The organism is Luteibacter rhizovicinus DSM 16549, assembly GCF_001887595.1.
In the GTDB taxonomy this organism is placed as follows: domain Bacteria; phylum Pseudomonadota; class Gammaproteobacteria; order Xanthomonadales; family Rhodanobacteraceae; genus Luteibacter; species Luteibacter rhizovicinus.
Genome location: NZ_CP017480.1, coordinates 1308130 through 1329635, shown reverse-complemented (window position 1 = coordinate 1329635; position 21506 = coordinate 1308130). Strand labels below are relative to the sequence as shown.

At 57.6% G+C, this 21506-nt stretch carries 21 protein-coding genes and 1 tRNA gene; 8 read left to right on the top strand and 14 right to left on the bottom strand.

The window, feature by feature from the left end; all coding sequences use genetic code 11:
* Positions 1-67: 67 nt before the first annotated feature.
* Together BJI69_RS06150 and BJI69_RS22830 are read right to left on the bottom strand one after the other, a co-directional pair.
* On the bottom strand, positions 68-439 hold the full coding sequence (locus BJI69_RS06150; RefSeq protein ID WP_046969022.1) for a DUF1330 domain-containing protein: 372 nt from the start codon (positions 437-439) through the stop codon (positions 68-70).
* 403 nt (positions 440-842) lie between these two features.
* Positions 843-1835, bottom strand: a complete 993-nt coding sequence (locus tag BJI69_RS22830) for an HNH endonuclease (protein ID WP_078023039.1) — start codon at positions 1833-1835, stop codon at positions 843-845.
* 425 nt (positions 1836-2260) lie between these two features.
* Here BJI69_RS22830 and BJI69_RS06135 point away from each other — a divergent pair, with 425 nt between their 5' ends.
* Positions 2261-3094 carry a hypothetical protein gene (locus tag BJI69_RS06135; protein WP_046969021.1) on the top strand — a complete coding sequence of 278 codons (834 nt, stop codon included), beginning with the start codon at positions 2261-2263 and terminating at the stop codon, positions 3092-3094.
* Positions 3095-3098: 4 nt separating this feature from the next.
* On the opposite strand, the gene BJI69_RS06130 is transcribed toward BJI69_RS06135, so the two are convergent.
* On the bottom strand, positions 3099-3785 hold the full coding sequence (locus BJI69_RS06130; protein WP_046969020.1) for a HEPN domain-containing protein: 687 nt from the start codon (positions 3783-3785) through the stop codon (positions 3099-3101).
* The gene (locus tag BJI69_RS06125; RefSeq protein WP_046969019.1) at positions 3785-5005 is read right to left on the bottom strand and encodes a DUF262 domain-containing protein; all 1221 of its coding nucleotides are present in this window, start codon (positions 5003-5005) and stop codon (positions 3785-3787) included. The genes BJI69_RS06130 and BJI69_RS06125 overlap by 1 nt, the downstream gene beginning before the upstream one ends.
* 160 nt (positions 5006-5165) lie before the next feature.
* Between BJI69_RS06125 and BJI69_RS06120 the strand changes: the two genes are divergently transcribed.
* The 4 genes from BJI69_RS06120 (at position 5166) to BJI69_RS06105 (ending at position 8058) form a co-directional block, all read left to right on the top strand.
* Positions 5166-5732: a recombinase family protein gene (locus BJI69_RS06120; RefSeq protein WP_046969018.1), complete on the top strand. Its 567-nt coding sequence runs from the start codon at positions 5166-5168 to the stop codon at positions 5730-5732.
* Between the two features lie 15 nt (positions 5733-5747).
* The gene (locus BJI69_RS06115) at positions 5748-6908 is read left to right on the top strand and encodes an N-acetyltransferase (RefSeq protein ID WP_244465326.1); all 1161 of its coding nucleotides are present in this window, start codon (positions 5748-5750) and stop codon (positions 6906-6908) included.
* Entirely contained in the window at positions 6886-7260 is a 375-nt protein-coding gene (locus BJI69_RS06110; RefSeq protein WP_046969016.1) for an ASCH domain-containing protein, read from the top strand. The genes BJI69_RS06115 and BJI69_RS06110 overlap by 23 nt, the downstream gene beginning before the upstream one ends.
* Positions 7261-7392: 132 nt before the next feature.
* Entirely contained in the window at positions 7393-8058 is a 666-nt protein-coding gene (locus BJI69_RS06105) for an HNH endonuclease (RefSeq protein ID WP_071924893.1), read from the top strand.
* A gap of 1659 nt (positions 8059-9717) precedes the next feature.
* On the opposite strand, the gene BJI69_RS23125 is transcribed toward BJI69_RS06105, so the two are convergent.
* The gene (locus BJI69_RS23125) at positions 9718-9969 is read right to left on the bottom strand and encodes an energy transducer TonB (RefSeq protein ID WP_425476891.1); all 252 of its coding nucleotides are present in this window, start codon (positions 9967-9969) and stop codon (positions 9718-9720) included.
* 311 nt (positions 9970-10280) lie between these two features.
* Here BJI69_RS23125 and BJI69_RS06085 point away from each other — a divergent pair, with 311 nt between their 5' ends.
* Positions 10281-10625: a helix-turn-helix domain-containing protein gene (locus BJI69_RS06085; protein WP_244465325.1), complete on the top strand. Its 345-nt coding sequence runs from the start codon at positions 10281-10283 to the stop codon at positions 10623-10625.
* A 488-nt stretch (positions 10626-11113) separates the two neighbouring features.
* Here the strand turns inward: BJI69_RS06085 and BJI69_RS06080 are convergent, their stop codons facing one another.
* The 4 genes from BJI69_RS06080 to BJI69_RS06065 all read right to left on the bottom strand — a co-directional run bounded on the left by BJI69_RS06080 (position 11114) and on the right by BJI69_RS06065 (position 14061).
* Complete coding sequence (locus BJI69_RS06080) at positions 11114-11638, bottom strand: hypothetical protein (RefSeq protein WP_046969012.1); 525 nt, start codon at positions 11636-11638, stop codon at positions 11114-11116.
* Positions 11639-12012: 374 nt separating this feature from the next.
* Positions 12013-12225: a helix-turn-helix transcriptional regulator gene (locus BJI69_RS06075; RefSeq protein ID WP_046969011.1), complete on the bottom strand. Its 213-nt coding sequence runs from the start codon at positions 12223-12225 to the stop codon at positions 12013-12015.
* A 275-nt stretch (positions 12226-12500) separates the two neighbouring features.
* Positions 12501-13814: a tyrosine-type recombinase/integrase gene (locus tag BJI69_RS06070; protein WP_078023037.1), complete on the bottom strand. Its 1314-nt coding sequence runs from the start codon at positions 13812-13814 to the stop codon at positions 12501-12503.
* A 171-nt stretch (positions 13815-13985) separates the two neighbouring features.
* Positions 13986-14061 (bottom strand) — tRNA-Ile (locus BJI69_RS06065).
* A gap of 157 nt (positions 14062-14218) precedes the next feature.
* On the opposite strand from BJI69_RS06065, the gene BJI69_RS06060 reads away from it, so the two are divergent.
* Positions 14219-14440: a hypothetical protein gene (locus BJI69_RS06060; protein ID WP_046969010.1), complete on the top strand. Its 222-nt coding sequence runs from the start codon at positions 14219-14221 to the stop codon at positions 14438-14440.
* A 521-nt stretch (positions 14441-14961) separates the two neighbouring features.
* Here BJI69_RS06060 and BJI69_RS06055 read toward each other — a convergent pair.
* From BJI69_RS06055 to dtd, 3 genes are all read right to left on the bottom strand, one after another.
* The gene (locus BJI69_RS06055; protein ID WP_046969009.1) at positions 14962-15303 is read right to left on the bottom strand and encodes a helix-turn-helix domain-containing transcriptional regulator; all 342 of its coding nucleotides are present in this window, start codon (positions 15301-15303) and stop codon (positions 14962-14964) included.
* 484 nt (positions 15304-15787) lie between these two features.
* Positions 15788-17659, bottom strand: a complete 1872-nt coding sequence (gene rpoD / locus BJI69_RS06050) for an RNA polymerase sigma factor RpoD (RefSeq protein ID WP_046969008.1) — start codon at positions 17657-17659, stop codon at positions 15788-15790.
* Positions 17660-17836: 177 nt separating this feature from the next.
* The gene (gene dtd / locus BJI69_RS06045; RefSeq protein WP_046969007.1) at positions 17837-18280 is read right to left on the bottom strand and encodes a D-aminoacyl-tRNA deacylase; all 444 of its coding nucleotides are present in this window, start codon (positions 18278-18280) and stop codon (positions 17837-17839) included.
* Positions 18281-18347: 67 nt separating this feature from the next.
* On the opposite strand from dtd, the gene BJI69_RS06040 reads away from it, so the two are divergent.
* On the top strand, positions 18348-19250 hold the full coding sequence (locus BJI69_RS06040) for an LpxL/LpxP family acyltransferase (RefSeq protein WP_046969006.1): 903 nt from the start codon (positions 18348-18350) through the stop codon (positions 19248-19250).
* Here the strand turns inward: BJI69_RS06040 and BJI69_RS06035 are convergent.
* Both BJI69_RS06035 and BJI69_RS06030 read right to left on the bottom strand, forming a co-directional pair.
* The gene (locus BJI69_RS06035) at positions 19225-19548 is read right to left on the bottom strand and encodes a tetratricopeptide repeat protein (RefSeq protein ID WP_046969005.1); all 324 of its coding nucleotides are present in this window, start codon (positions 19546-19548) and stop codon (positions 19225-19227) included. The genes BJI69_RS06040 and BJI69_RS06035 overlap by 26 nt on opposite strands.
* Complete coding sequence (locus BJI69_RS06030; protein ID WP_046969033.1) at positions 19545-21491, bottom strand: ArnT family glycosyltransferase; 1947 nt, start codon at positions 21489-21491, stop codon at positions 19545-19547. The genes BJI69_RS06035 and BJI69_RS06030 overlap by 4 nt, the downstream gene beginning before the upstream one ends.
* Positions 21492-21506 lie beyond the last annotated feature (15 nt).

Sequence of the window (21506 nt, the reverse complement as noted above, 5' to 3'; positions counted from 1 at the left end):
CTGTCGAGCAGTCAACCGTAGGTCGGGCGAATGACAAGGATGTTTCAATCCAGGTCATCGTCGGGAGTCATGCAAGACCGTCCATGGACTTCAACGGCTGCAGCACGATGTCGGCAATGGCTGCCTGGCCTACCTGAAACGCGACCTGGTATTCCGCATCGCCAACCATTTCCCTGAAGGCGGACCGGCGGGGGTACTGCACCAGAATGACGGCGTCCCACTGCTGCGCTTGCCCCGTCGTAAGCAAAGCGAGCCCATCGCCGCCGAAAAGGATCTTTGCACCAAACCGAGCCAGGACCGGTTTAGCCATTGCCAGGTAGTCGAGGTACCTCTCGCGGCCGCCATCTGGCTCGAACCGGAGGAGATTCAACATGACGACGGATGAATCGTCGTCTTCGCTGAGGAACGCATCAATGGCGGCAGGTGACAACGAGACCATACATTTCTCCTTTGGCAGGGCACTGCATAGCGAGTGCGTCCATCAAAGGTAGTCCGGCGCTATGTCAGAAACTGTCAGCAATGAACACCCGTCACCGATTCCTCGTTCCTCGCCTCCTGCACCAGTTCGAGTGTGCTGGAAACGATAAAGTGGCCGTGCCCATAAAGCATAAAGTGGCCGCCACCGCCCCACGTGTCGCTTTGGCGCGCACACCAGGTGAGACGCGCAACGCTGACGGCTTAGCGTGCAGTGCGGCGGCCCTCCCATGCACGCTTAAAAGTGAGCGGACCAAGCAAGACCAGGAGTGGCGGCCTGATAAAATAGGCTTGGTTCTCCCTTGAGCTGAACAATTCAAGTTCGGCTCTCTCGGCACTCACCTTGGTTGGAATGGCCCGAGAACCAGTTACTCGCCCTCGCGGCGGAATATGAACTCCCGATGCCAAGCGAGGTACGGCAAATGACCCGGCGTATGTGCTCGAAGTCGGAGCCCGCTTTCAATACCGAAATGTGGGCGGACCACCATCTCCAAGCGTTGCGAGCACAACAGCGCTCCCTCGTCACTGAAGCCGATCAAGCCCGAGTCGAACATCGCGTCCAAATGGACGGACAGCAGCAGGCCGTTGAACGGATCCAACCTTTCAGTATCACTAGCCTTTGCCCAAGGTTTAGCGTGACTGGCCCGCAGCAACTCTGGCGGTGGTGCTAGGCCGGTCACAGCACAGCGGCCCTGCCAGAGATCCATCAGGGCTTCGCGAAAAACGTCCTGACCGATCCGTTGGCGCACTTCGCGCGTTCGTTCGGTCGCGGGCATCGCCGCCAATCGCGCCTCAAGTCGAGAAGACAGAACGGTCGCAGGATGCGTTTGAAGCGAATGGAGGAGGCGCAAGGCCTCGTAAACCTGCGCCGCACCTCTTGCTACCCCTATGCTGGTCATTCCCAAGGGCGGTGCTCGATCAGACAGAGTCAAGCCGATCCGTGCCGCCATGTTGGGTTCCGGCAGGGCCAGCATCACACCTGCCTCGTCAGCCCATACCAGCACCTTGGCGGGTGACCCGCTGATCCCGGCGACGAACCAGTCGTTACTGGCCACCGATACCAAGTCGTAGCCATTGTCTGCCAATGCCTTGGTTATCAGCACGGGTAGCCGAAGCTCGACGCTACGGCAATGCTCGCCCCGTTGCCTAGCAGAATTGTGCCTCGATGGTAGTTGGGGGCAATCTGTGCCCACTGTAAAATAGGGTAACCACTTGCCACGTTGGAGGATCGCCTCTTCGTCCCATTGACCGAAGCCAATCAGCTTCACGTTGAGGCTTAAGTTGGTATTTTCGATCAGGAGCTTTTTCTTCATGGGGAAAGCCTTATTCTGAGCTTCCCGGTTGACACTCAAGTTGAGCAAGGTCAGGTTCCCGAGTGTGGGGATGACCTTTGCCCGTTTGCGAATGGAGGACTGGCGCTCATTCAGCGCACTACCGCCAATCTCTAGTATGTAATCCGGACAGAATATGCTTGTACGTCAACCATAAAGCGTCCAAAGCGGCCACTTTATGGTTTCCCGCACACGAGGAGAAGAACGACATGAAGAATGGTGGGCCCACCAACCCTCATATGGAAACAATAAGATACTGTTGTATCGAATGTTATTCGAAACACGCCTACACTAGTATCCCTGCCAGTATCCCTTCTCGCACTCCAGTCAGTCTGTAAGTGCGTCTGGATACCACTGAGACATGGGTCTCTTTCTCGCGCACCGGCGGCTATGATCACTGCGACACGCGAGTCTGAACTGTGTCCTAACTAACCGTTCCGTGAAAAGGAAGTCCAATGCCTTATTCGGCAACAGTATTCAGCGTTCTCATCGCATCGCCATCAGATGTGCCGGCTGAACGCGAGGCGATAGCTCGCACTCTTCATGATTGGAACGCCCTGAATTCTCAAGAAACCGGGCATGTCCTCCTTCCAGTGATGTGGGAATCTCATGTGGCTCCCACTATGGGAGACAGGCCGCAGGCCCTCATCAATGGTGTGGCTCGCACGTGCGACATGCTGATCGGCGCGTTTTGGACTCGACTAGGATCTCCAACTGGAGTCGAAGAAAGCGGCACCGTCGAGGAGATCAGATGGTTTCTCAAGCAGAGCAAACCAGTGATGCTCTATTACTCGCAGCAACGTGTGGACCTTGATGCAATCGACACTGGCCAGCTTGAAAAACTGAAGGACTTCAAAAAGTCGATCCGCGACAAGGGAATTCAAGACCAGTACGTATCGCCCGATGATCTGAGGCAGAGGTTGCTTCGGCACCTAACCATCGTCATGCGGGATATGTCCGTGAGTCCTGTTGTCGATGCAAGGGTAGTTAAGGCCGCAAAAGCATCTACAGAACAGGACGAGCCGGCGTCCGAGACGGGTAAGCCAGCGAAGGCGCCATCGAAGGTATCCGCTAAGGCGGATCAAACTGTATGGTTTGAAGATTATACCGATAGGTCATTTGTAGTTCGTGGCGACACGCTTCCGCTCGCAGACAAGCTGCGTTCACTAGGCGGTAAGTGGATACCTCTCAAAAGTGGTGGTAAGGCTTGGAACTTTTCGAAGAAGCGACTTGCCGAAGTCGCGAAAGCAATAAAAATTAAGCCTATTCTTCGCGAGCCGGAGGGCTGAAGACTTAAGGTTGTTTGCTGGCTGCGCTCGCCGGAACATCGGCAAGCAGTGCTTCGACCAGTCCGTCAATTGCCGCTATGCCGGGCAGAAGGTTGTCGATTCGGCGAGACTCCTCTGCTGGGTCAACGGCTTGTCTCACGGCACTTCGCGAGGACGTATGGGCTGCCATGCCTCTCAGCGAGCCGTACTGGTCGATCTCGGTGAGGAAAATTGGGTCAAGCTGCTTGTGGTCAATACCAATCGGTAATAGCAGTGCCAATAGATTCTTCTCCTTGATTCCGTGGTTATCCTTGCGAACCAACTTGTAAAACTCGGTCATGGCCGGTATGAGCTTTTCTCCGATATCGAGGAGAGCTGGCCAGCTGCGCTTTAAATTGTCGCTTGGAGCCTCGAGGCTGTCCGGCGGCGCTTTCATCTCTTTACCCGAGAAAGCGAGCAAGCAAAGCGTTATGTGTGAGACAAACCGCGATGCATCCCAAGCCTCACGGGCACGACTCATCGCCTCGAGAGATCGATCTTCAAAATAAGTCTCGATCTCGGCATGGCACAGAACTCGATAGGCGAGCGCGGACGTCTCGACACGGTCTTGAGAGTCACCATATTGACCGGTATCTGTGAACTCGGCGGGCAGGAGGTGTTCTCTTAACACATCGAGTTGGGCCGATAGCTGAGTAAAGCGATCTGACGGCATTAATCGGCCCAAAACCCATCGAATGTGATGCCCGCCCGGGTCCTCCCGTCACCTAGTTGAATGACTGCGGCTTCTGGGATGCGGAAGTCGAGAGCGAGCTGTTGCCGCAGTGCTTCGCCCCAGATCCGAAGGCGATCGAGGGTATGCGGAACGCCTGCCGTATCGCTGTCGATTGCATCCAAGAATCCAGCGTCCTCTAGGACTCTTGCGTACGTCTCACGTACGCCTTGCGTGTCAGCCGCCATGGCGTCAGCAATGCGCTCGTCCACAGTATAAAAAAGGAGGGTATCGAAGATTGCCCTGTTGAACGATCGGCTGCCGGTCTTCCGCGCGATGGAGTTTGCGCCGAAGATTTCGATCAAAAGAGTGCCGGCTTGCTCGAATCTCTCGATGGCGGCCTCAACTGCTGCACTGCGCTCATCCCATTCTGCATTCAACGTGCCGCAGGCAGAATCCAAGAAATCTTTCATTCTTCCTGCATATGTCGGCAGAAACATCAGAAATGCTAGATACCGCACCAGTAGCTCGACGTCACGCATTCTCGGGTCGGGACTGGTTCGTGATAGCAGGATGCGCAAGATGGGAGACTCGCCTGCCGCGTCATCAACGGCATCGGAGAAGGCTCCCGGGAAAAGTGCTTGTCGCAGCTCCTGAGGCGACAGCTTGACACTCCCCGTATTCAGTCTTAGGAAGACTAAGTGCAGGAAGTCGAAGCTTGGCCAGTTTCGAATTACGACTGTTCGAATCGTGTAGTTCGAGAACGCATTTAGATCTGCGTCGAGGGCGGGGTCATCAGTGAGATCTCGATACGACTTACGCGCGAGATCTGCCCGAGCCTCTAGGCCAGACAGTCTGAAACTATTATTCGGCGCATCGGGATCGGCTAGCCCGGCAAATTGCAGCAGCGATAGTAGACGTTGCTTTCCGTCAAGCACGATGTAGCGGCCTCGATGTCCTTGCTTCTCCGCGAGAACTATCTGAGGAACCGGCAACCCTAAGATCAACGATTCAATGAAGAGGCTCTTTCGTCGGGACGACCACGCGTCCCGACGCTGGAACCTAGGATTGAGTTCGATGTTGCCCTTTGCAAGCTGCGCAACGATGGTCTCGACGGTCCAGTCGGCTGAATGAAGTACAGCTTCCGAAAAAGCTCTTGTCTGTGCGGGGTCAAGTTCGGCATCGACCTCCTCTTTGAATTCGAAGCCGTCTTGCGCAGCCATGTTGGTCCTGTCTTTGTCGTCTCATTGCAAGGTTGGCAGATCCATGGCGACGAGTCGATGGGCCGCTTCGATCAATACCTATACCTTGCGATAGTCGCTCAAACACCTATCAAATCCCCTATCTAAACGCTATTATCACAACATCTAAGGAGATGTGATAATGAGTGAGATCGTTGGATACGCACGAGTGAGTAGCGCAGGTCAGTCGCTGGACATCCAGCGCGACAAGCTCGACGCCTTCGGCTGCACCCGTATCTTCTCCGAGAAGCGGTCTGGTAGGCAGGCCGACAGCCGCCCTGAGTTACAGGCTTGCCTACAGTTTCTTAGGGAAGGAGACACATTGGTGATCTCGCGACTCGACCGCATGGCCCGGTCGATCTTGGATCTGTCTAAGATTTCGGATCTCCTCAAGAAGAAGGGTGTGGTACTGAAGGTTCTTGATCAGGCGATCGACACCGGCACATCAGAGGGAATGCTGATGTTTAGCCTGCTTGGAGCCTTCGCGCAATTCGAGAACGATATTCGCGCCGAGCGCCAAATTGACGGTATTGCGAAGGCGAAAGAGAAAGGAATTCCCTTTGGTCGCAAAAGAGCGCTGACCCCCGAGCAGTGCGAGAAAATCAGAACGCTGCGCGAAGAGGAAAAGTTCTCCATCTCTCAGCTAGCCGAACGGTTTTGCGTAGGTCCTGCGACAATTTATAGAGCACTTCAAGGAGCTGTTCGATAACTTGGATTCTTGCTAATGTCGGTTGTAGGGAACTGCGGAGTCACCTCCCCGGATGAAGGGCATGCGGCGGCGCAGCGTGCGCAGCCAGTCAGGACAACACTACAGGGGCGAAAGGAAGCTATGGGCTTGGAAATGAGAGCGTTCAAGGATATCGATCTCAATGATCCATTCTTCGATTCACTTAAGGCTGATTACAAGGAGTTCCCTGATTGGTTCGCCAAGAAAGCTGCCGGGGGTGACGATGCGTACATTTTCTTGAGTGATACGGGAGGCCTCGATGGCTTCTTGTACCTAAAGGTTGAGGATGGCGCGCTCAATGACGTAGTTCCCGCGCTGCCGCCTCGGCCTCGTTTGAAGGTGGGGACGATGAAGATCAATCCCCATGGGACGCGATTGGGCGAGCGATTCATCAAGAAGATATTCGACCATGCTCTAGCAAAAAAGGTTGAAGAAATCTACGTCACGGTGTTCGAACACCATTCTAAGTTGATCAACATGTTTGCCGAGTATGGTTTCCACGCCTTAGCGTTCAAGACCACAGCAAATGGAACTGAGCAAGTATTGGTGCGGAACATTCATGCACCTTTCAAAGACGTTACCACCAGCTACCCGTTGGTGAAGACAGGCAACAGCACAGTCTTTCAGGTCGCCATTGAGCCAAAGTGGCACACTAAGCTGTTCCCCGACTCGATTCTGAGGAACGAGAGCGCGTCCATCGTCGAAGACGTGTCACATACAAATAGCATCCACAAGGTCTACCTCGCTGGAATGCATGGTATGGAGAAGTTGCGGCGCGGTGACGTCATTCTTATCTATAGAAAAAGTGACGGTGCGGCGCCTGCTCGCTATCGCTCTGTCGCGACGTCTGTCTGCGTCATGGAAGAGTACCGTAGCCTTGGTAGCTTCGCGGACAAAGCCAGCTTCCTAGCCTATTGTAGGCCGTATAGCGTATTTACCGATGCAGAACTGGATTACCTCTGGCAAGTCAAGAAGTATCACCACGTCATTCGCTTCACGTACAACTTTGCACTGAAAAAAAGAGTTACGCGCGGCGACATGATCGATCTGGCTGGTGTGAGCGAATCCGCCTACGCAGGGTTCCTTGAGCTTACACATGATCAATTTAAGAAGATCTTGCAGCTAGGAGAAGCAGATGAAAGTCTTGTTGTCAATTAAGCCGGAGTATGCAGAAAAGATACTTCTTGGTGAGAAACGGTTTGAGTTCCGCAAGGCGGTGCCAAAGAACGCAGCTGTGAGGACCATCGTGATTTACGCCACAATGCCGGTGGGGAAGGTTGTGGGGGAGTTCGAAGTCGGCGGAATCCTCGCCGAGCGCCCTAGGAATATATGGTCGATGACCTCAGCGTTCGCGGGAATAACTAAACGTTTTTTCAACGAATACTTCGAAGGTCGGACGACTGCTTATGCGATCAAGGTCAAGAGCCCTAAGCGATACGATAAACCCCTCGACCTGTCATCGGTGTTGACGAGCGGAATTCCGCCCCAGTCCTTTTGTTACCTCCACTGATCGGCTGGTGTTGCGCGAGACGATCGGCCCGGACCGATCGCATACAAGGCTGGTCTGAATTCGTATGCGTCCGTTCTCGACTGCGAGCGTTCGTATTTTCGTCGGTATCTGTCAGTGGCTCTTGAGGTACGGATGCGCTGCATCTTCTGCAAGAACTTCTGCTCAGAAGATAAATCGGTCGAGCACATCGTTCCGGAGTCGCTTGGAAACGTGAGGCATATCCTGCCCATCGGCGCTGTTTGCGACAGATGCAATAACTACTTCTCAAGAAAAGTCGAGCAGCCACTGCTGGCGTCACCCATGTTTCGATTGCTTAGGGCGGCCGTTGGTGTTCCAAACAAGCGCGGGACTATTCCATCGTGGCAACCCGGAGACGGAACGTCTCTACCTGACCAAAGGTTGATGGGAAGATTCCTAGCCAAAGTTGGTCTTGAGGTGCTCGCACTGAGAACACTTTCGGTGCCTAAATGGAACGAGCATCTCGTCGGTCAGGCTGAGCTAGACGAGTTACGTCGCTTTGCCAGATACAACGAGGGACCTGATTGGCCTTTTACGGTTCGTGCAATACACCCCGTAAATGGTGTCTTTGAGGAGGGCGACGGTTTTTTTGAGGTGCTTCACGAATTTGACCTCTTGATGAGCGAGTCTTCGGAGATCTACCTTGTGATTTCGCTGTTCGGTACAGAGATGGTGATCAACCTAGGCGGACGAGAGATCGACGGTTACGGGCGTTGGCTTGTTACAAACAATGGGGTTTCACCCCTCTACTCAGGAAAAAATGCGGAGCGGATTGCCTGATTCCGAGAGAATCGGCACAAGAGGAACGGTCTTTTGTCCGTTCTCGTGCGGAATCGCACTTGGCAATTTCTATGCGGCCCGTCAGGCGACGGCGTGATGGGCCTCGCCTCCGGTAGAAAGTTCGCGAGGCAACGGTTCAACAATGCTGGATGTGAAGTCTTCGGTGATCGTATGAAAGAATCCGCGACCGCGCAGGAAGCCATCTACGCCCTCGCCGTCATGTCAGGCATCTTTGCATACTGCGCTAGGCACGAGACGCACTACAGAGCTGCGGGCCTCCCTGAAGACGCCATGCCGTACTACGATCGCCACATCGACGAGGTTCGGAGGTTCTTCGCGTCTCCCGTGGCTTTCTACACGGCAATGAAAACGGCACGGTTGAGGGTTCGGCACCACTACTGTCCGCAGTGTACGAACGCGATTGGCTTTAATTAGTTGAGGCGGTTACCTGCGTGTAGCTGACGTCACCTCTTCCGATCGTCCACTTGCACGAACGCGCTTGGCTCATCGCCAATCCCCGGAAGGCACCGGAGATTGTTCCGGCGACCACAATTTGAGCAGCTGAAGTAGCAGCCAAAGTCATCCACATTCACTTCGGCAATGCCGTGCAGCGCGGGCAAGCCACATCGGACGCAGACCCAGTAGCCGCAGGCGGTGGAGTTCTCCATGCTGCAATCCTGCGCCGGGACGGACGTGTGAGCAACTCCAAACCGGATTAGGAACGAAGTCGCTGTCTATCTTGTGAACTCATCCGCCGCTACCGGCTTCGATCCTACGAGACCTTTCCATTGGTATATGCCATGAGGCAGCGGGGTATTTAAGCCAAACCCATTAGGAAACTTGATGGATGCGAAGCCACCGCTGGACCCCACTGTCTTGTCCACGGTAGTTCCTTCAGGCGTTGTAATCCTGAAGGTCACTACGAAGCTCGGCCCTTCGCTCTTATCGCGGACCCATAGCTCGGTCTGGGTGTCCGTAGACTGTTGCCAGCTTCTTTCCGAAGCGATAGCTGCAAATGGCAAGAACGACGCAGCTAGTAGCAGCGCGCATGTGTAATAGATCTTCATCGCTCCCCTCTGGTGGCTAAAAAAGTTTGAGAGCTGAGCAGTGTGAGATGTTGGTCGGACGGCGGTCAAAGACGAATCTCTGCGATGAGATTGCTCTTTGTGAGCTCGCCCATGAGGCCTTGTAGTCGGACAGGCGATATGACGTCGCCCGTTTCGGAGCAGACGGCCACCGACGCATTCTCTGGTAGGTACAACCTGATTACTCGCTCCTCACCGGGCCCCATCAGCTGACCGTAGAGTTGGTTCGCGAGTCCCGGACCTCCTATCATGCGATTCTCCGCATCAAAGCCGGCGCACCTCATGTTGCTTGTTTCGCGGGGATCGTCCCGCGATACATTCTTGACGACGCAGTCATATCCTGCACCTCCTGCGAACGCGCCCTGATACACGCAGGATTGAAACCGTACTAGTCCGATAGTCGTCATCGATCTTGGACCATCGTGCGCGGAGAGGCTGACCCCCGAGTTTGCCAGCGCAAGCATCAATCCTGCCGCACCAAATATCGTTACCAAAGTAATTACAGCCGTGAGTAAAGGGCGGCTACGACGTCGTGTGTCTTGCTGATCCATGTGTTCCCCTATATTAGAATGCGTCAATGCTTATGGAGGTTGAAGTCGACGGGGACGCGAACCATCGCACTCTTCGCGGACATGCACTCTGCATTGGTTACGCGCCAACTTCGTGCTGAATCTTGCGCCGCCTTATCGAGCTCTCGAAAGCCGCTGCTTTCGTCAATTTGAATGTCTATCGGTGTGCCCGACCTGCCGAACGTCAATAAAAGAGTGACCACCCCCTCGTGTCCGAGACGTATCGCCTGTGAGGGATAAGGCGCAGCTTCTTTCATCAGTTTCATGGTCCCCATTGGACAGTCGATAGCACTGGCCTGATTGTCAGGCGCAGCCCGAATTGCAGTTCGGGCTTGGTCACCGTCGGGCTGGACGCTGGAGCCAACAGAGTGCGAAGGCCCGCTATCTGCCCTCGCCGGTTGATTGTTCGCTGCCTCGGGTAATGCCAATGACGCTACGAGCAGATATACGAACCATCCCTTATTCAAAGCTCGTCCCCCTGTGAGGAGACGAACACTAAGGAATACTTAGTATCCAGTCAATCGGGTACGGTCGACCCTGACGCCGGTGCATTTCACGGGCGTACAGGGTGCAGGAGTCGAAACAAAGCGAGCCAAAGGAGGACTTCGGGATCGTTGCGAAGAGGCTCCGGCTTGCCAGAGAAGCCGCTGGGCTTTCACAACGAGAGCTAGGCGTCAGGGCTGGTCTAGATGCATCCGTGGCGTCACCCCGCATCAATCAGTACGAGCGGGGAAAGCACGTGCCGAATACGGCGGTGCTTGGGCAGGTCGGTAAGCAGTTAAACGTACCTGTCGCTTATTTCTATGCAAATGATGATGATCTCGCGCTTTTTATCGTGCGATACCATCGGGCGAGCAGCGCTCAACGCGTAAAGCTGGAAGACGAAGCTCGAAAAATTTTCGGCATTTCGTGAAGCACGTAGGGTAGCTCTTCCGCGATAAATCATAGGACACGTAAAGGCGTCGAACTGCCGCCCGATAGCTGTCAACCGCAAGGCCGTAAATTAGGAAAGGCTACAAATTTCTGTGTACACCTAATTGTGCACTTGCGCTGCGCTAAACCCTCATGAATCTACCCTCCTAAAAAACGGATAGGTTCAAGGATGAGTTGGACGGGTCAGGCTTTATCGGCCGAAGCCTCAAGAAAAACGCACCTTGTCCACGACGCGCGCTCCCGATATGGCGCTTTAGTTCAACGACAAAAAAAGCCTGTTCGCCGTCGGGTCGAGAAATCGCCAAACTTGTTTCTTCGTTTCACGAACAGAAAATCCCAACCGGGACACGCTTTTCAACTGAGGCAACTCGCACGTGCATTATCGCACGTGCGATGCTGGCCGCGTTCACGGTATTGCACAATCAATCCTCAATGGATTGCATTAAATCGGGAGACGTAGCGTCCCATTCAGACTAGCCCGTCGGCGCCGAAATAGAACAAACGGTCTGAAGAGGCCCAATCACCACGATTGGCTTCCTTGAGGATATATTGCATTACGCCGTCGTCGCGCACAGATTGGATGTCGGTGCCGTTCTTGCTCACGAGTACCTTCCCGTTGCTATGCTTTAGACCTTTAGTTACTCGCCTCACCGCCTTTTGCATTTGCCTCACGCCGAGGTCAGCATCAGGATTGAATCGCGGGTGATCCTTGATCAAACAGTGAAAGTGGCAACTGTCGAAATGGCCTTTGCCGCCGCGCTGAATGCTTGCGCGCTCTAGCGTCGCAAGACCTTCGATCTTCGACCCGTCCTTCCACTTGTTGCCCAAAAGATTTCTGTTTAGGCGCTTTACAACGGTAGACATGTGATTCTTGCCTTCTGCATCAGAGGTACGATACTGAAACGTAACGGTGACGAAGTAACGCCATGGGCCCATCATCTCGACGAGCTGTAGGGCCTTTTCATATTTGTTTAGTGTCTTTAAGTTCTTCATTTTTCATTTCCTTTAGGTAATATTTTAAATCTGATGCAGTAGAACTGTCAGGCTTAGGTCTTTGTTTTAGACGAGCGTAAAGTGGTCCTTTGCCCAAGTTCGTTTTCGTAGTCATAGGTATGTATGGCTGATGCTTAATTGGTGTCGCGGTTAGAGCTGCTAATGCGTGCGATTCTCTTGATGAGGGCGCACGGCTTCGCTGCTCCGGTCGCGTCAGAGCCTCGTTCGATTTTCAAAGTTCGTTGCGGACACGGATGAAGAATCGCCGCGTGCCCGCTTAGGAGCGTAACCTTTGTTTGGTCATGCGAGGTCGACTTGACCAGATGCGAACGGCGTTACCTCGTTCTGCCAAGCAGAAGGAAATGCGCTAAGAGCTACGCTGCCCGACGGGAAACGACTGATCGTGACGCCATCCAGTCGACCACCTCTGCTTCCCGCCAAGCGACCGATCGCTTGGTAAGACGTACTGGTTCAGGGAATGTACCCTCGGCCATCATCTTGTAAATCTGCGAGGTTGAAAGGCCGATCATGCTTTGCACATGCCAGCGGCGGATCAGGCGAGAGGAGTTGTTGCTTTCATTATTCATCTTGGTTCCTAGGTGACCCCGGTGCGGCTGCAAGCGGGGGCGCATGACTGCGCGGAACGAAGATTAGACTAGGCTTCGATGATAAAAAAGCTTTTAATTCGTGTGACTGTGTGGCGTTATCTCGCTTAAATCACGTTAAAAATAGTCGCCGGTTGTTCTTGAGCTCCGGAAGGCTGTGCGCGCCGCCGTTCTAATTAAAGAAGGTGTAGGTCGCGAAGGGAGTTCTTCAGACGTCGATCGAGAGTGGCGCTGCGAAAAAAGATTTTCTGACTTCGCTAATCCAGTTTTCTTGCGGCAATCCGTAACGCTCTGGTCGCCTCAGCGAGGTCACCGACGTGGTCGAGGTAGTCGGCCCAAGCTTGCATCATTACTTCGCGCTCCAAGAGCCAGCTGGCCCGGTTGTACGCTGCTCGGGAGCTGTTAGGCTCGCGATGTGCCAATTGTGCTTCTACCGCGTCTGGCGGAAATCTGGCCTCATTTAGCGTGGTCGATGCAAGGGTTCTAAACCCGTGACCTGTCGTCCGGCCTTTGTAGCCCATCCGATATAGTGCAAACAGGATCGTGTTCTCAGACATTGGTTTCCTCGCGTTGACGGCCTGAGGAAGCACATATTTGCTCCCGTCAACGTTCTGCGCTTTCAACTCTTTAAGGATCTCCAGCGCTTGAGTTGATAGCGGGACCACGTGCGTCTCCCTTGCCTTCATCCTCTCTGCGGGAATTTCCCACCGCGCTAGCTCAAAGCTCATCTCGTCCCATGTGGCGAACCGTAGCTCGTTGGTGCGAACGAAGGTTAGGAGGAGCAACCTCATGGCGAGTTTCGTTTGTTGCTCACCTTCATAGCTGAGCATCGCTGCCATGAACTCTGGAAGATCCGTTGCTCTGAGCGCTGAATAATGTCGGACCTTCCTGTGGGACAGAGAGCCCGGTAGATCGCGAGCAATGTTGTGCTCACAAAGTTCGCTATCAATAGCAAACTTGAAGACCATAGAGCAGCGTTGGCAAACCCGTCTGGCCATGTCGATTGCACCGCGCTCGGTCTCGATGCGCTTCAGGCACGCGAGAAGTTCCGTGCGAGTGATCTCGCGGATAGGCTTACTGCCGATGTGCGGGAAGACATCCGCTTCTAATGAGCGCTGGAGCTTGACCCTGTAACTCGCTGTCCATTTGGCTGTTCGGGACGCAATGAAAAGAGTTGCTACTTGTTGGAACGTGTTTTCATCCGCGACTTTGCCCTTCGCCTGAGCGCGGCGCGTCTCTTCGCGGGGGTCAATGCCGCGATGGGCTAGAGCTCGGATTTCATCGCGCCGCGTCCGCGCTTCTTTCAAGGAGACGGCGGGATAGGTGCCCAGTCCCGTTCTGCGCTCGTTTCCACGGAAACGGTATCGGAATCGCCACCATTTGCTACCTGCCGGCGACACGGTTAGATAAAGGCTCTCCGTGTCCTTAAGCTTGTATTCCTTGTCTCGGGGCTTGGCATCTGCAACCTGCTTTGCAGTAAGCCGGACGTTCTTTTTTATCGCGCCGTCGTCGTCATTCTCAGCGTCATCGGGAACATTGGTAATAACGGCATTCAATCGACTTGCTGGCATGCGGACCTCGGATCAGTATCCCTATCATACAGGCCCGTATCCACTATCGGTATCCACAAACTCCGCGCGCTACCCAAGCGTTCCCTTGGACCTTGAAAGAAAAACAAACCCTCTAAGATCAGCGAGATGAGTCGTGATCGAGAAGTCAGTCGACCTTTAAATAATTACGTGTGGTGGGCCCACCAGGACTCGAACCTGGAACCAAAGGATTATGAGTCCTCTGCTCTAACCATTGAGCTATAGGCCCGCGCGCGGTGGCCAAGTGTACCCAATGAGGGATCGTTCGACGATGGGCGGGCGCCCACATGGAAAGCCAAGGAAACGTGACGAAGCCAAGCGCGCGGACGTCGACAGTTCAGCCGGCAGACCCCATGCTTGACCCAGTTCAACCCACAGGGGATTTCATGAAGAAGCTGATCATTTCGGTGGCACTGGCCGTTGCGGCCCTGGCCGCGCCGGCATTGTCGATGGCGCAGTCGCGTCGCGTGGTCGTCGTGCACCACCCGGTGCACCATCGTCCGGTCCATCACCATTACTACCACCATCGCGCGGTGCATCACCGCCCGTATCACCGTCCGCCGCCGCGTCATCATTACCCGGCGCATCGTCCAGTTCACCACCGCTGAGCGGTGGGTGACAGTTTCATTGAGAACGCCCGCATTCGCGGGCGTTTTTTTATGTCTCCTGGCGACATCGATAGGCTCGGTCGTTTCTTCGGCAGAGGGGCTCTCCCTCATGAGCAAGAACGGCCGAGAACGGTCATCACGACGACAACTCCAAGCACAACGAGAGCCCCCACCGGACTCGACCTTTTTCGTGGTCTATTCCCGCGACTGATCGGTCGAGGTTGGCTAGCCGGTGGCGGATGCGACTGCAGCCAGTGGGCGTGACATGCCCCACAGAAAAGCCGCGTCTTGCCGTTTCGCCACGCTTCGATTGTCCGCTGGGTGTGCGGTGTCAGCGCTTTGCATCGCCAGCAGTTGAAGGACTTCTCGCGTGGGCGTCGGGAATCCGGGCCCACCCGCGCGAAGAAGGAGATCGCCAGGAAGACGATCCCCAGCAGGATTACGCCCACGACGTCCTTGGTCGACAAGCTGTCCATTCCGCATTCCCCCTAACCCTCGTGACGCACTCCCGCGGCTCCAGCTCAGGCTGCTTCTGCTTCCTCAAAGCGTACCGTCATTCGAACGGGCTTTGGAGATAGCTGGGCCATGAGTGCGTGGAGAATCAACGCGACAGCGTTCATGGTGGGATTGCCTGCGGGTGACAGTTGGCGGTGGAGCGTTTTGGCGTGGGTTCCCGTCGCGCGTGCCAACTCCTCGAATCCAACGGCATTGGCCAGGGTGCGAAGGACCGAACGGGCCTCCTCCGCATAGCCTTCAGTGATCAGCTCAATGGCTTCGCCGACCATGGCCATCGCAAATTCGGGCTCGCGACGAAGGCGCGCCAGGATTCGTTCGCGCGGGTCTACTGTCATTGTCGTGTTCATAGGGCTAATCCTCATCGTCCGGTGTCCTGCCGGTGTCGCCAGCCATCCGCGGAAACAGAATGGCTCAAGGCTTTCTTCCGCCTTTTATATTCCCGGACGAGCGTCTTCGCATCGGCGATTCCGTGCTCTGCGAACCTTTTCCGTAGCTCCCGCCCATCAAGAGGATCAGCGTATCGCCGTCTTCATGGACGTAGACCCTCACGCCTGGGCCCCAATCCAAAATCCACTCTGCAACGCCACCACCTATGCGCTCGTCGGTTACTCCGATCGCTCCATGCTATATCATCGAGTAGCAAATGTGCTACTTGAAACGAGCATTTATGCTACTCATCGGAAAGCTAGATAAAAGTCGGTGACTTCCGTTGCGCTGCGACGGCGTGTACCGATGAGCTGGGCTCCGGGGCATTAGCGTTCAGCGATCGCATCCCCAAAAGAAAACGCCCGCTTGCGCGGGCGTTCTCGTTTAACTCAACGCGACAACCAATCAATCGATATCAAGGAACGACCGCAGCGTCTCCGAACGGCTCGGGTGACGCAGCTTGCGCAGTGCCTTGGCTTCGATCTGGCGGATGCGCTCGCGGGTGACGTCGAACTGCTTGCCGACTTCTTCCAGCGTGTGATCCGTGTTCATGTCGATGCCGAAGCGCATGCGCAGTACCTTGGCTTCACGCGGGGTGAGGCCGGCAAGCACGTCGCGCACGGTTTCCATGAGACCCGTTTCGGTCGCCGACTCGACAGGCGAGCTGGCGTTGGTGTCTTCGATGAAGTCGCCCAGATGCGAATCTTCGTCGTCGCCGATCGGGGTTTCCATGGAGATCGGTTCCTTCGCGATCTTCAGGACCTTGCGGATCTTGTCTTCCGGCATCTCCATTTCCTTGGCCAGTTCTTCCGGCGTCGGCTCGCGGCCGAACTGCTGGAGCATCTGGCGGGAGATGCGGTTGAGCTTGTTGATCGTTTCGATCATGTGCACCGGAATACGGATGGTGCGAGCCTGATCGGCGATCGAGCGGGTGATGGCCTGACGGATCCACCACGTCGCGTACGTCGAGAACTTGTAACCGCGGCGGTATTCGAACTTGTCCACGGCCTTCATCAGGCCGATGTTGCCTTCCTGGATGAGGTCGAGGAACTGCAGGCCGCGGTTGGTGTACTTCTTCGCGATGGAGATGACCAGGCGCAGGTTGGCCTCGACCATTTCCTTCTTGGCGCGACGGGCTTTCGCCTCGCCGACGGACATGGCGCGATTGATTTCCTTGATGTCGGTCAGCGGCAGGTAGAGGGTGCGCTCGATAGCGGCGAGCTTTTCCTGTTCACCGTCGATCACTTCACGGTAGTTCTTGATGTTCGGCGACCACTTCTGACGCTTGCGACCCAGCTCGGCAGCCCACTCGAGGTTGCCTTCGTTGGACGGGAAGCTCTTCAGGAATTCCGCACGCGGCATCTTCACCTGCTTGACGAAGATGTCCATGAGCACGCGCTCGTGGTGACGGATGTCGTTCACCACTTCGCGCAGCTTGCGCACGAAGCTGTCGATCAGGGCCGACGGGAGCTTCAGGTTGAGGAAGGCTTCCGACATCTGCTCGCGGATCTTGGCGAGCTTCTTGTCGTTGATCTCGGCCTTGGGCGCGGTCTTCTGGAACTTGCCGTGGAGCGAGCGCAGTTCTTCCATGCGACGCTTCACTTCTTCCGGATCGGGACCGGTCGGACCGGCTTCCTCTTCCTCGGCGACAGGAGCGCCTTCGACTTCTTCCTCTTCCTCGCCATCGGCTTCGGCGGCGGCGGCTTCGGCGGCCTCGGCGGCTTCAGCCTTGGCGGCGTCCGCGGCTTCCTCGAGATCGGTGAAGCCAGCCAGGATTTCGCTCAGGCGGCGCTTGCCTTCCACGTGCTGGTCGTATTCCTCGAGCAGCAGCTGGATGGTCAGGGGGAAGCTGGCCAGCGCGGTCTGGACCTGGTTGAGGCCTTCCTCGATGCGCTTGGCGATGGCGATTTCGCCTTCGCGGGTCAGCAGTTCGACGGTACCCATCTCGCGCATGTACATGCGCACGGGATCCGTCGTACGGCCGACTTCGGCGTCGACGGCCGACAGCAGGGCCACGGCTTCTTCAGCGGCGGATTCGTCATCCGTGCTGGAACCGGGGGCGGCGCCGTCGGAAATGGTGTCAGTGTCTGGCGCGGAGTCATGGACCTCGATGCCGACGCCCTTGAGCACCGCCATGATGTCTTCGATCTGCTCCGGATCGACGATGTCGTCGGGCAGGTGATCGTTGATTTCCGCGTAGGTCAGGTAGCCCTGCTCCAAACCCTTGGAGATGAGCTGTTTGATTTCAGACTGCTGCTCGTGAGCTTTATTAGTCATGCCGACCGCCGCGGGTTACAGGAACCGATCAGTATAGTCATTTGATGATTTTTTGACCAGTTTTCAAGTGGATCGGGCTCATCGAGGGGACGCAAGAATCGCGCCAGATGGCCGTTTCCGGCCAGGCGTGGAGCGTCGCGATGAGAAGGAGAGGGCCATGGACCCTGTAAGGACGCCTCAGCGCACCTCCAGACGGAAGGTGACCGGGCCATCGTTGATGAGATGTACCTTCATATGGGCACCGAAGCGTCCGGTTTCCACCCCCGGAACATGAACGGCGCGGGCCAGCGCGACCAGGCGGTCGAACCAGAGCGTCGCTTCCGCCGGAGCGGCGGCCGTTGTGAAGCTGGGGCGCATGCCCTTACGGGTATCGGCGGCAAGGGTGAACTGGCTGACCAGGAGCAGGCCGCCGCCGGTATCGGCCAGGCTCAGGTTCATCTTTCCCTCGCTGTCGGAGAACACGCGGTAGCCGCGCAGGCGCTCGAGCATGCGGACGCACTGGGCTTCTCCATCGCCCGGCTCGATCGCGACTAGCGCGAGCAGGCCGGCGCCGATGGCGCCCACGGTTTCCCCCTCGACATCGACACGTGCGGATTCCACGCGCTGGATCACTGCAATCATGGATAGTCTAACGGCGGATGGCGGCCAAGCTTAAAGGAGGCCGGCACCCGGCGGTACACTTCCCCGGATGCGTCCCGATATCTACCTCCTTTACCTCCTGCTCCGCCTGGTCAGTCTCTTTTCGCTGCGGACGGTCCATGCGGTGGGTGCCTGGCTCGGCCGGCGCGCGCTGCGTGCCCGCTCGCACAGCACGCACGTCACGGCCGTCAACCTGCGCCTCACCCGGCCTGGGCTGTCGGAGGCCGAGCGGGCGGCGCTGCTGCAGCGGACGATGGAAGAAGCCGGCAAGTCGGTGACCGAGGTTGCGGCGATCTGGGGCGCCGGCGCCGACCGCTCGCTCGGCCTGGTTCGCGAGGTCGTCGGTGGCGAGCTGTTCGACGCCGCGCTGGCTTCGGGCAAGGGCGTGATCGTCGCCGCGCCCCACCTCGGCTGCTGGGAGTTGCTCAATTACTGGCTCTGCAGCAAGACGCCGATGGCCATCCTGTATCGGCCGCCGCGTATCCAGGCGATCGAAGGCCTGCTGCGCAAGGTGCGCGGCAAGCTGGCGCCGGAGCAGGTCCGCGCCGAGGGCGCGGGCGTGCGCACGCTGTTCAAGCGCCTGGGCGCCGGCGGCACGGTCGGGATCCTGCCTGACCAGCGGCCCCGCGAAGGCGACGGTGTGTTTGCCCCTTTTTTTGGTGAGGACGCCTTGACCGGCGTGCTCCTGCCGCGCCTGGCGGCACGCACGGGGGCGACGGTGCTCTTCAGCTTTGCCGAGCGGTTGCCCGACGGCGGCGGTTTCCGCATTCATGTCCTGCCGGCACCCGAGGGTATCGACGACGCTGACCTCGATGTGGCCTGTGCCGCGCTCAATCGCGGCGTGGAGCAGTGCGTGGAGCGCGTGTTCGAGCAGTACCAGTGGCACTACAAGCGGTTCAACGCATCCGGTCGCAACCCGTACTGGATCAACCGCGCCGAGAAAGGCGGTTGAGGAAGACGGTCATCTCCTTCGCCGCCTGCATGTCGCCGCGACCGGTGGCCGTGGCGATGCCCTGACGCCAGGCCTCGGCGGCGCCGGGCTCGTCATCCATCGCCAGCAGCGCCTTGCCCAGGAGTTTCCAGGCCGCCGAGTAGGCGGGGTCGAAGCCGAGCGCCTCGCGGAACGCCGTGGCCGCTTCGGCATAAAGACCGTCGCCCAGCTGTGCGTTGCCGATGGAAAAACGCAGCAAGGCCCCGTCGCGAACGCCGCCGATCTGTGCGCGCAGTCGTTCGACGAGGGGATCGGTCATCGCACCGCGGTCCGCGTGCGCCAGTAGTCCTGCGGGTACAGCAGGGTGGGCTGCTTCGGCTCGGGCGGCACGCGGTCCATGTGCAGCGCGTTGAGCGTGGGGGCGTCCCAGATCATCAGCCATCCGGTGCGCGACGGCTGGATCAGTCGCGCAAAGCGGAAGGCATTGGCCGGTGGATGCTTGGCGTACGACACCACGAGGCCGTCCGGATGGTGCCGGGCGAAGTCGTCGAGGCTGTCGCCGTCGTGGACGGTGGTGTCGTCATCGTCATCGTCGGCCTGCGGGGCGGCGCCCGTCAATTCGTTGAGACGCGCGATGGGGTGCATCAGGCGCCCGGCGAAGTGGTACTGGCCGTTGTACTCGGTGCCCAGGTTGCCGATGGGCCGTCCGGCCGCGTCGGCCTGGGCCAGGAAGGCCGACGCCGGTGCGAGGTCGTAGCGATACCAGAGGCCGAGGGTGAACAAGGCATTGAGCGACACCGTGCCGATCAGTCCGGCAAAGGCCAGCCGGCGCATTTCACCGCGGCCGCGGAGCAGGAGCAGGGCACCAAGGACAACGAAGATGACACCGAAGAAGCGCGAGAACGGCGCCATCCCTGTCAGCCAGAGGTTGTCGGGAAAGTGCGTCGGCACGATCGACGGCATGGCGAACAACACGATGGCAAGCAGGAAGGCGCCGAGCGAGAGCGGCCAGGTCCCGAGGGCGTAGCTCGAGGCCAGCCCCTTATGGCGTTCGCGCAGGTCGGCCACGGCGGCCGCCACCAGCATGGTCACGCCAGCCAGCTCCGGCAACACGTAGTAGAGCTGCTTGCCGCCGATCAGCGAGAACGTCAGCAAGGCCGGCAGCAGCCAGACGACGAGGAACTGCAGCCCGGACTCGAGCGGCTGGCGCATCAGCGCCACGAACAGCGGCACCAGCACCAGCACCAGCAGCGCCTGATCCACATGCGCGTTGAAGTGCGCGCCGGCCGCCGAGATCAGCAACAGGAGCAGGGCGGCGCCGGCGATGATGAGGGCCGCACCGGTGCCTGCACGCCAGGGCCGGCGGAACAGGGTCATCGGCAAGGCGACGATACCGCGTAGCCAGCCGCTGAGCGGAAACACGATCACCGGCAGGAAGACCAGGTAATACCAGGCAGGGCGCGCGTGGTTCTGCAGGCCCTGGGTACGTTCGGACACCACGCGACCGGCGGTCTGCGTGAAGAACAGGCGCTGACGATAGGCCTCGCCACCGGCCTGGCCGGCAGGAATCGCCCAGGCCAGCAGGATGGCGAAGCCGATCAGCAGGCCGAGCAGGCCGAAGCCGTACCAGCGCGCCCGGTTCTCGCGCGCCCAGGTGTTCCACAGCGGGCCGAGCAGGAACGGGAACAGGACGTGCACCACCATGACCGGGCCCTTGGTCAGCAGGCCGAGGCCGACCATCAGGCCGAACAGCCACCAGCGCGGCTCGGCGCGAGTGGCGGTGGGGGTGAGACAAAGCAGAGCGGCCAACACCCAGACGACGAGGAGCACCTCGTACATGATCTGCAGGCCGAACAGGAACGCGTAGGCGAATGCCATCAGCAGCCACGGCGTGGCCTTGGCCACCCAGGGACGCGTCGGGAAAAGCCGGCTGGCGAGGACCGAGGCCAGGACCAGCTGCACGCCGCCGAAGGCCACTTCGAGGAAGCGTGGCCAGACGTCGTTGACGCCGAACACGGCCCAGCCGGCGTGGATCATCCAGAACAACAGCGGCACTTTCTCGCTGTACGGATCGCCATTGATGTGCGGCACCAGCCAATGGCCGTGCGCCCACATTTCCCAGGCCACGGCGAGCGTCCGCGTGGAAAACATCGGCATCGGGCCGTGGGAGAACATCGCGAGCAGGGCCATCACTGACCACAGCGGCAGCCACGGCCAGAGGGCACGAAGGTGTTCCGAGCGGATATAGGCGCTATTGGACAAGGGCGTCGTCACCGT

What these genes read in the sequence shown, in the direction of transcription:
- BJI69_RS06115 (WP_244465326.1), top strand. Translation starts at nt 5,748, where the DNA reads ATGTCGGTTGTAGGGAACTGCGGAGTCACCTCCCCGGATGAAGGGCAT.
- BJI69_RS06110 (WP_046969016.1), top strand. Translation starts at nt 6,886, where the DNA reads ATGAAAGTCTTGTTGTCAATTAAGCCGGAGTATGCAGAAAAGATACTT.
- BJI69_RS06080 (WP_046969012.1), bottom strand. Translation starts at nt 11,638, where the DNA reads ATGAAGAACTTAAAGACACTAAACAAATATGAAAAGGCCCTACAGCTC.
- BJI69_RS06120 (WP_046969018.1), top strand. Translation starts at nt 5,166, where the DNA reads ATGAGTGAGATCGTTGGATACGCACGAGTGAGTAGCGCAGGTCAGTCG.
- BJI69_RS06070 (WP_078023037.1), bottom strand. Translation starts at nt 13,814, where the DNA reads ATGCCAGCAAGTCGATTGAATGCCGTTATTACCAATGTTCCCGATGAC.
- dtd (WP_046969007.1), bottom strand. Translation starts at nt 18,280, where the DNA reads ATGATTGCAGTGATCCAGCGCGTGGAATCCGCACGTGTCGATGTCGAG.
- BJI69_RS23125 (WP_425476891.1), bottom strand. Translation starts at nt 9,969, where the DNA reads ATGAAAGAAGCTGCGCCTTATCCCTCACAGGCGATACGTCTCGGACAC.
- BJI69_RS06075 (WP_046969011.1), bottom strand. Translation starts at nt 12,225, where the DNA reads ATGAATAATGAAAGCAACAACTCCTCTCGCCTGATCCGCCGCTGGCAT.
- BJI69_RS06135 (WP_046969021.1), top strand. Translation starts at nt 2,261, where the DNA reads ATGCCTTATTCGGCAACAGTATTCAGCGTTCTCATCGCATCGCCATCA.
- BJI69_RS06035 (WP_046969005.1), bottom strand. Translation starts at nt 19,548, where the DNA reads ATGACCGATCCCCTCGTCGAACGACTGCGCGCACAGATCGGCGGCGTT.
- BJI69_RS06055 (WP_046969009.1), bottom strand. Translation starts at nt 15,303, where the DNA reads ATGAACACGACAATGACAGTAGACCCGCGCGAACGAATCCTGGCGCGC.
- BJI69_RS06130 (WP_046969020.1), bottom strand. Translation starts at nt 3,785, where the DNA reads ATGCCGTCAGATCGCTTTACTCAGCTATCGGCCCAACTCGATGTGTTA.
- BJI69_RS06060 (WP_046969010.1), top strand. Translation starts at nt 14,219, where the DNA reads ATGAAGAAGCTGATCATTTCGGTGGCACTGGCCGTTGCGGCCCTGGCC.
- BJI69_RS06105 (WP_071924893.1), top strand. Translation starts at nt 7,393, where the DNA reads ATGCGCTGCATCTTCTGCAAGAACTTCTGCTCAGAAGATAAATCGGTC.
- BJI69_RS06125 (WP_046969019.1), bottom strand. Translation starts at nt 5,005, where the DNA reads ATGGCTGCGCAAGACGGCTTCGAATTCAAAGAGGAGGTCGATGCCGAA.
- BJI69_RS06040 (WP_046969006.1), top strand. Translation starts at nt 18,348, where the DNA reads ATGCGTCCCGATATCTACCTCCTTTACCTCCTGCTCCGCCTGGTCAGT.
- rpoD (WP_046969008.1), bottom strand. Translation starts at nt 17,659, where the DNA reads ATGACTAATAAAGCTCACGAGCAGCAGTCTGAAATCAAACAGCTCATC.
- BJI69_RS06150 (WP_046969022.1), bottom strand. Translation starts at nt 439, where the DNA reads ATGGTCTCGTTGTCACCTGCCGCCATTGATGCGTTCCTCAGCGAAGAC.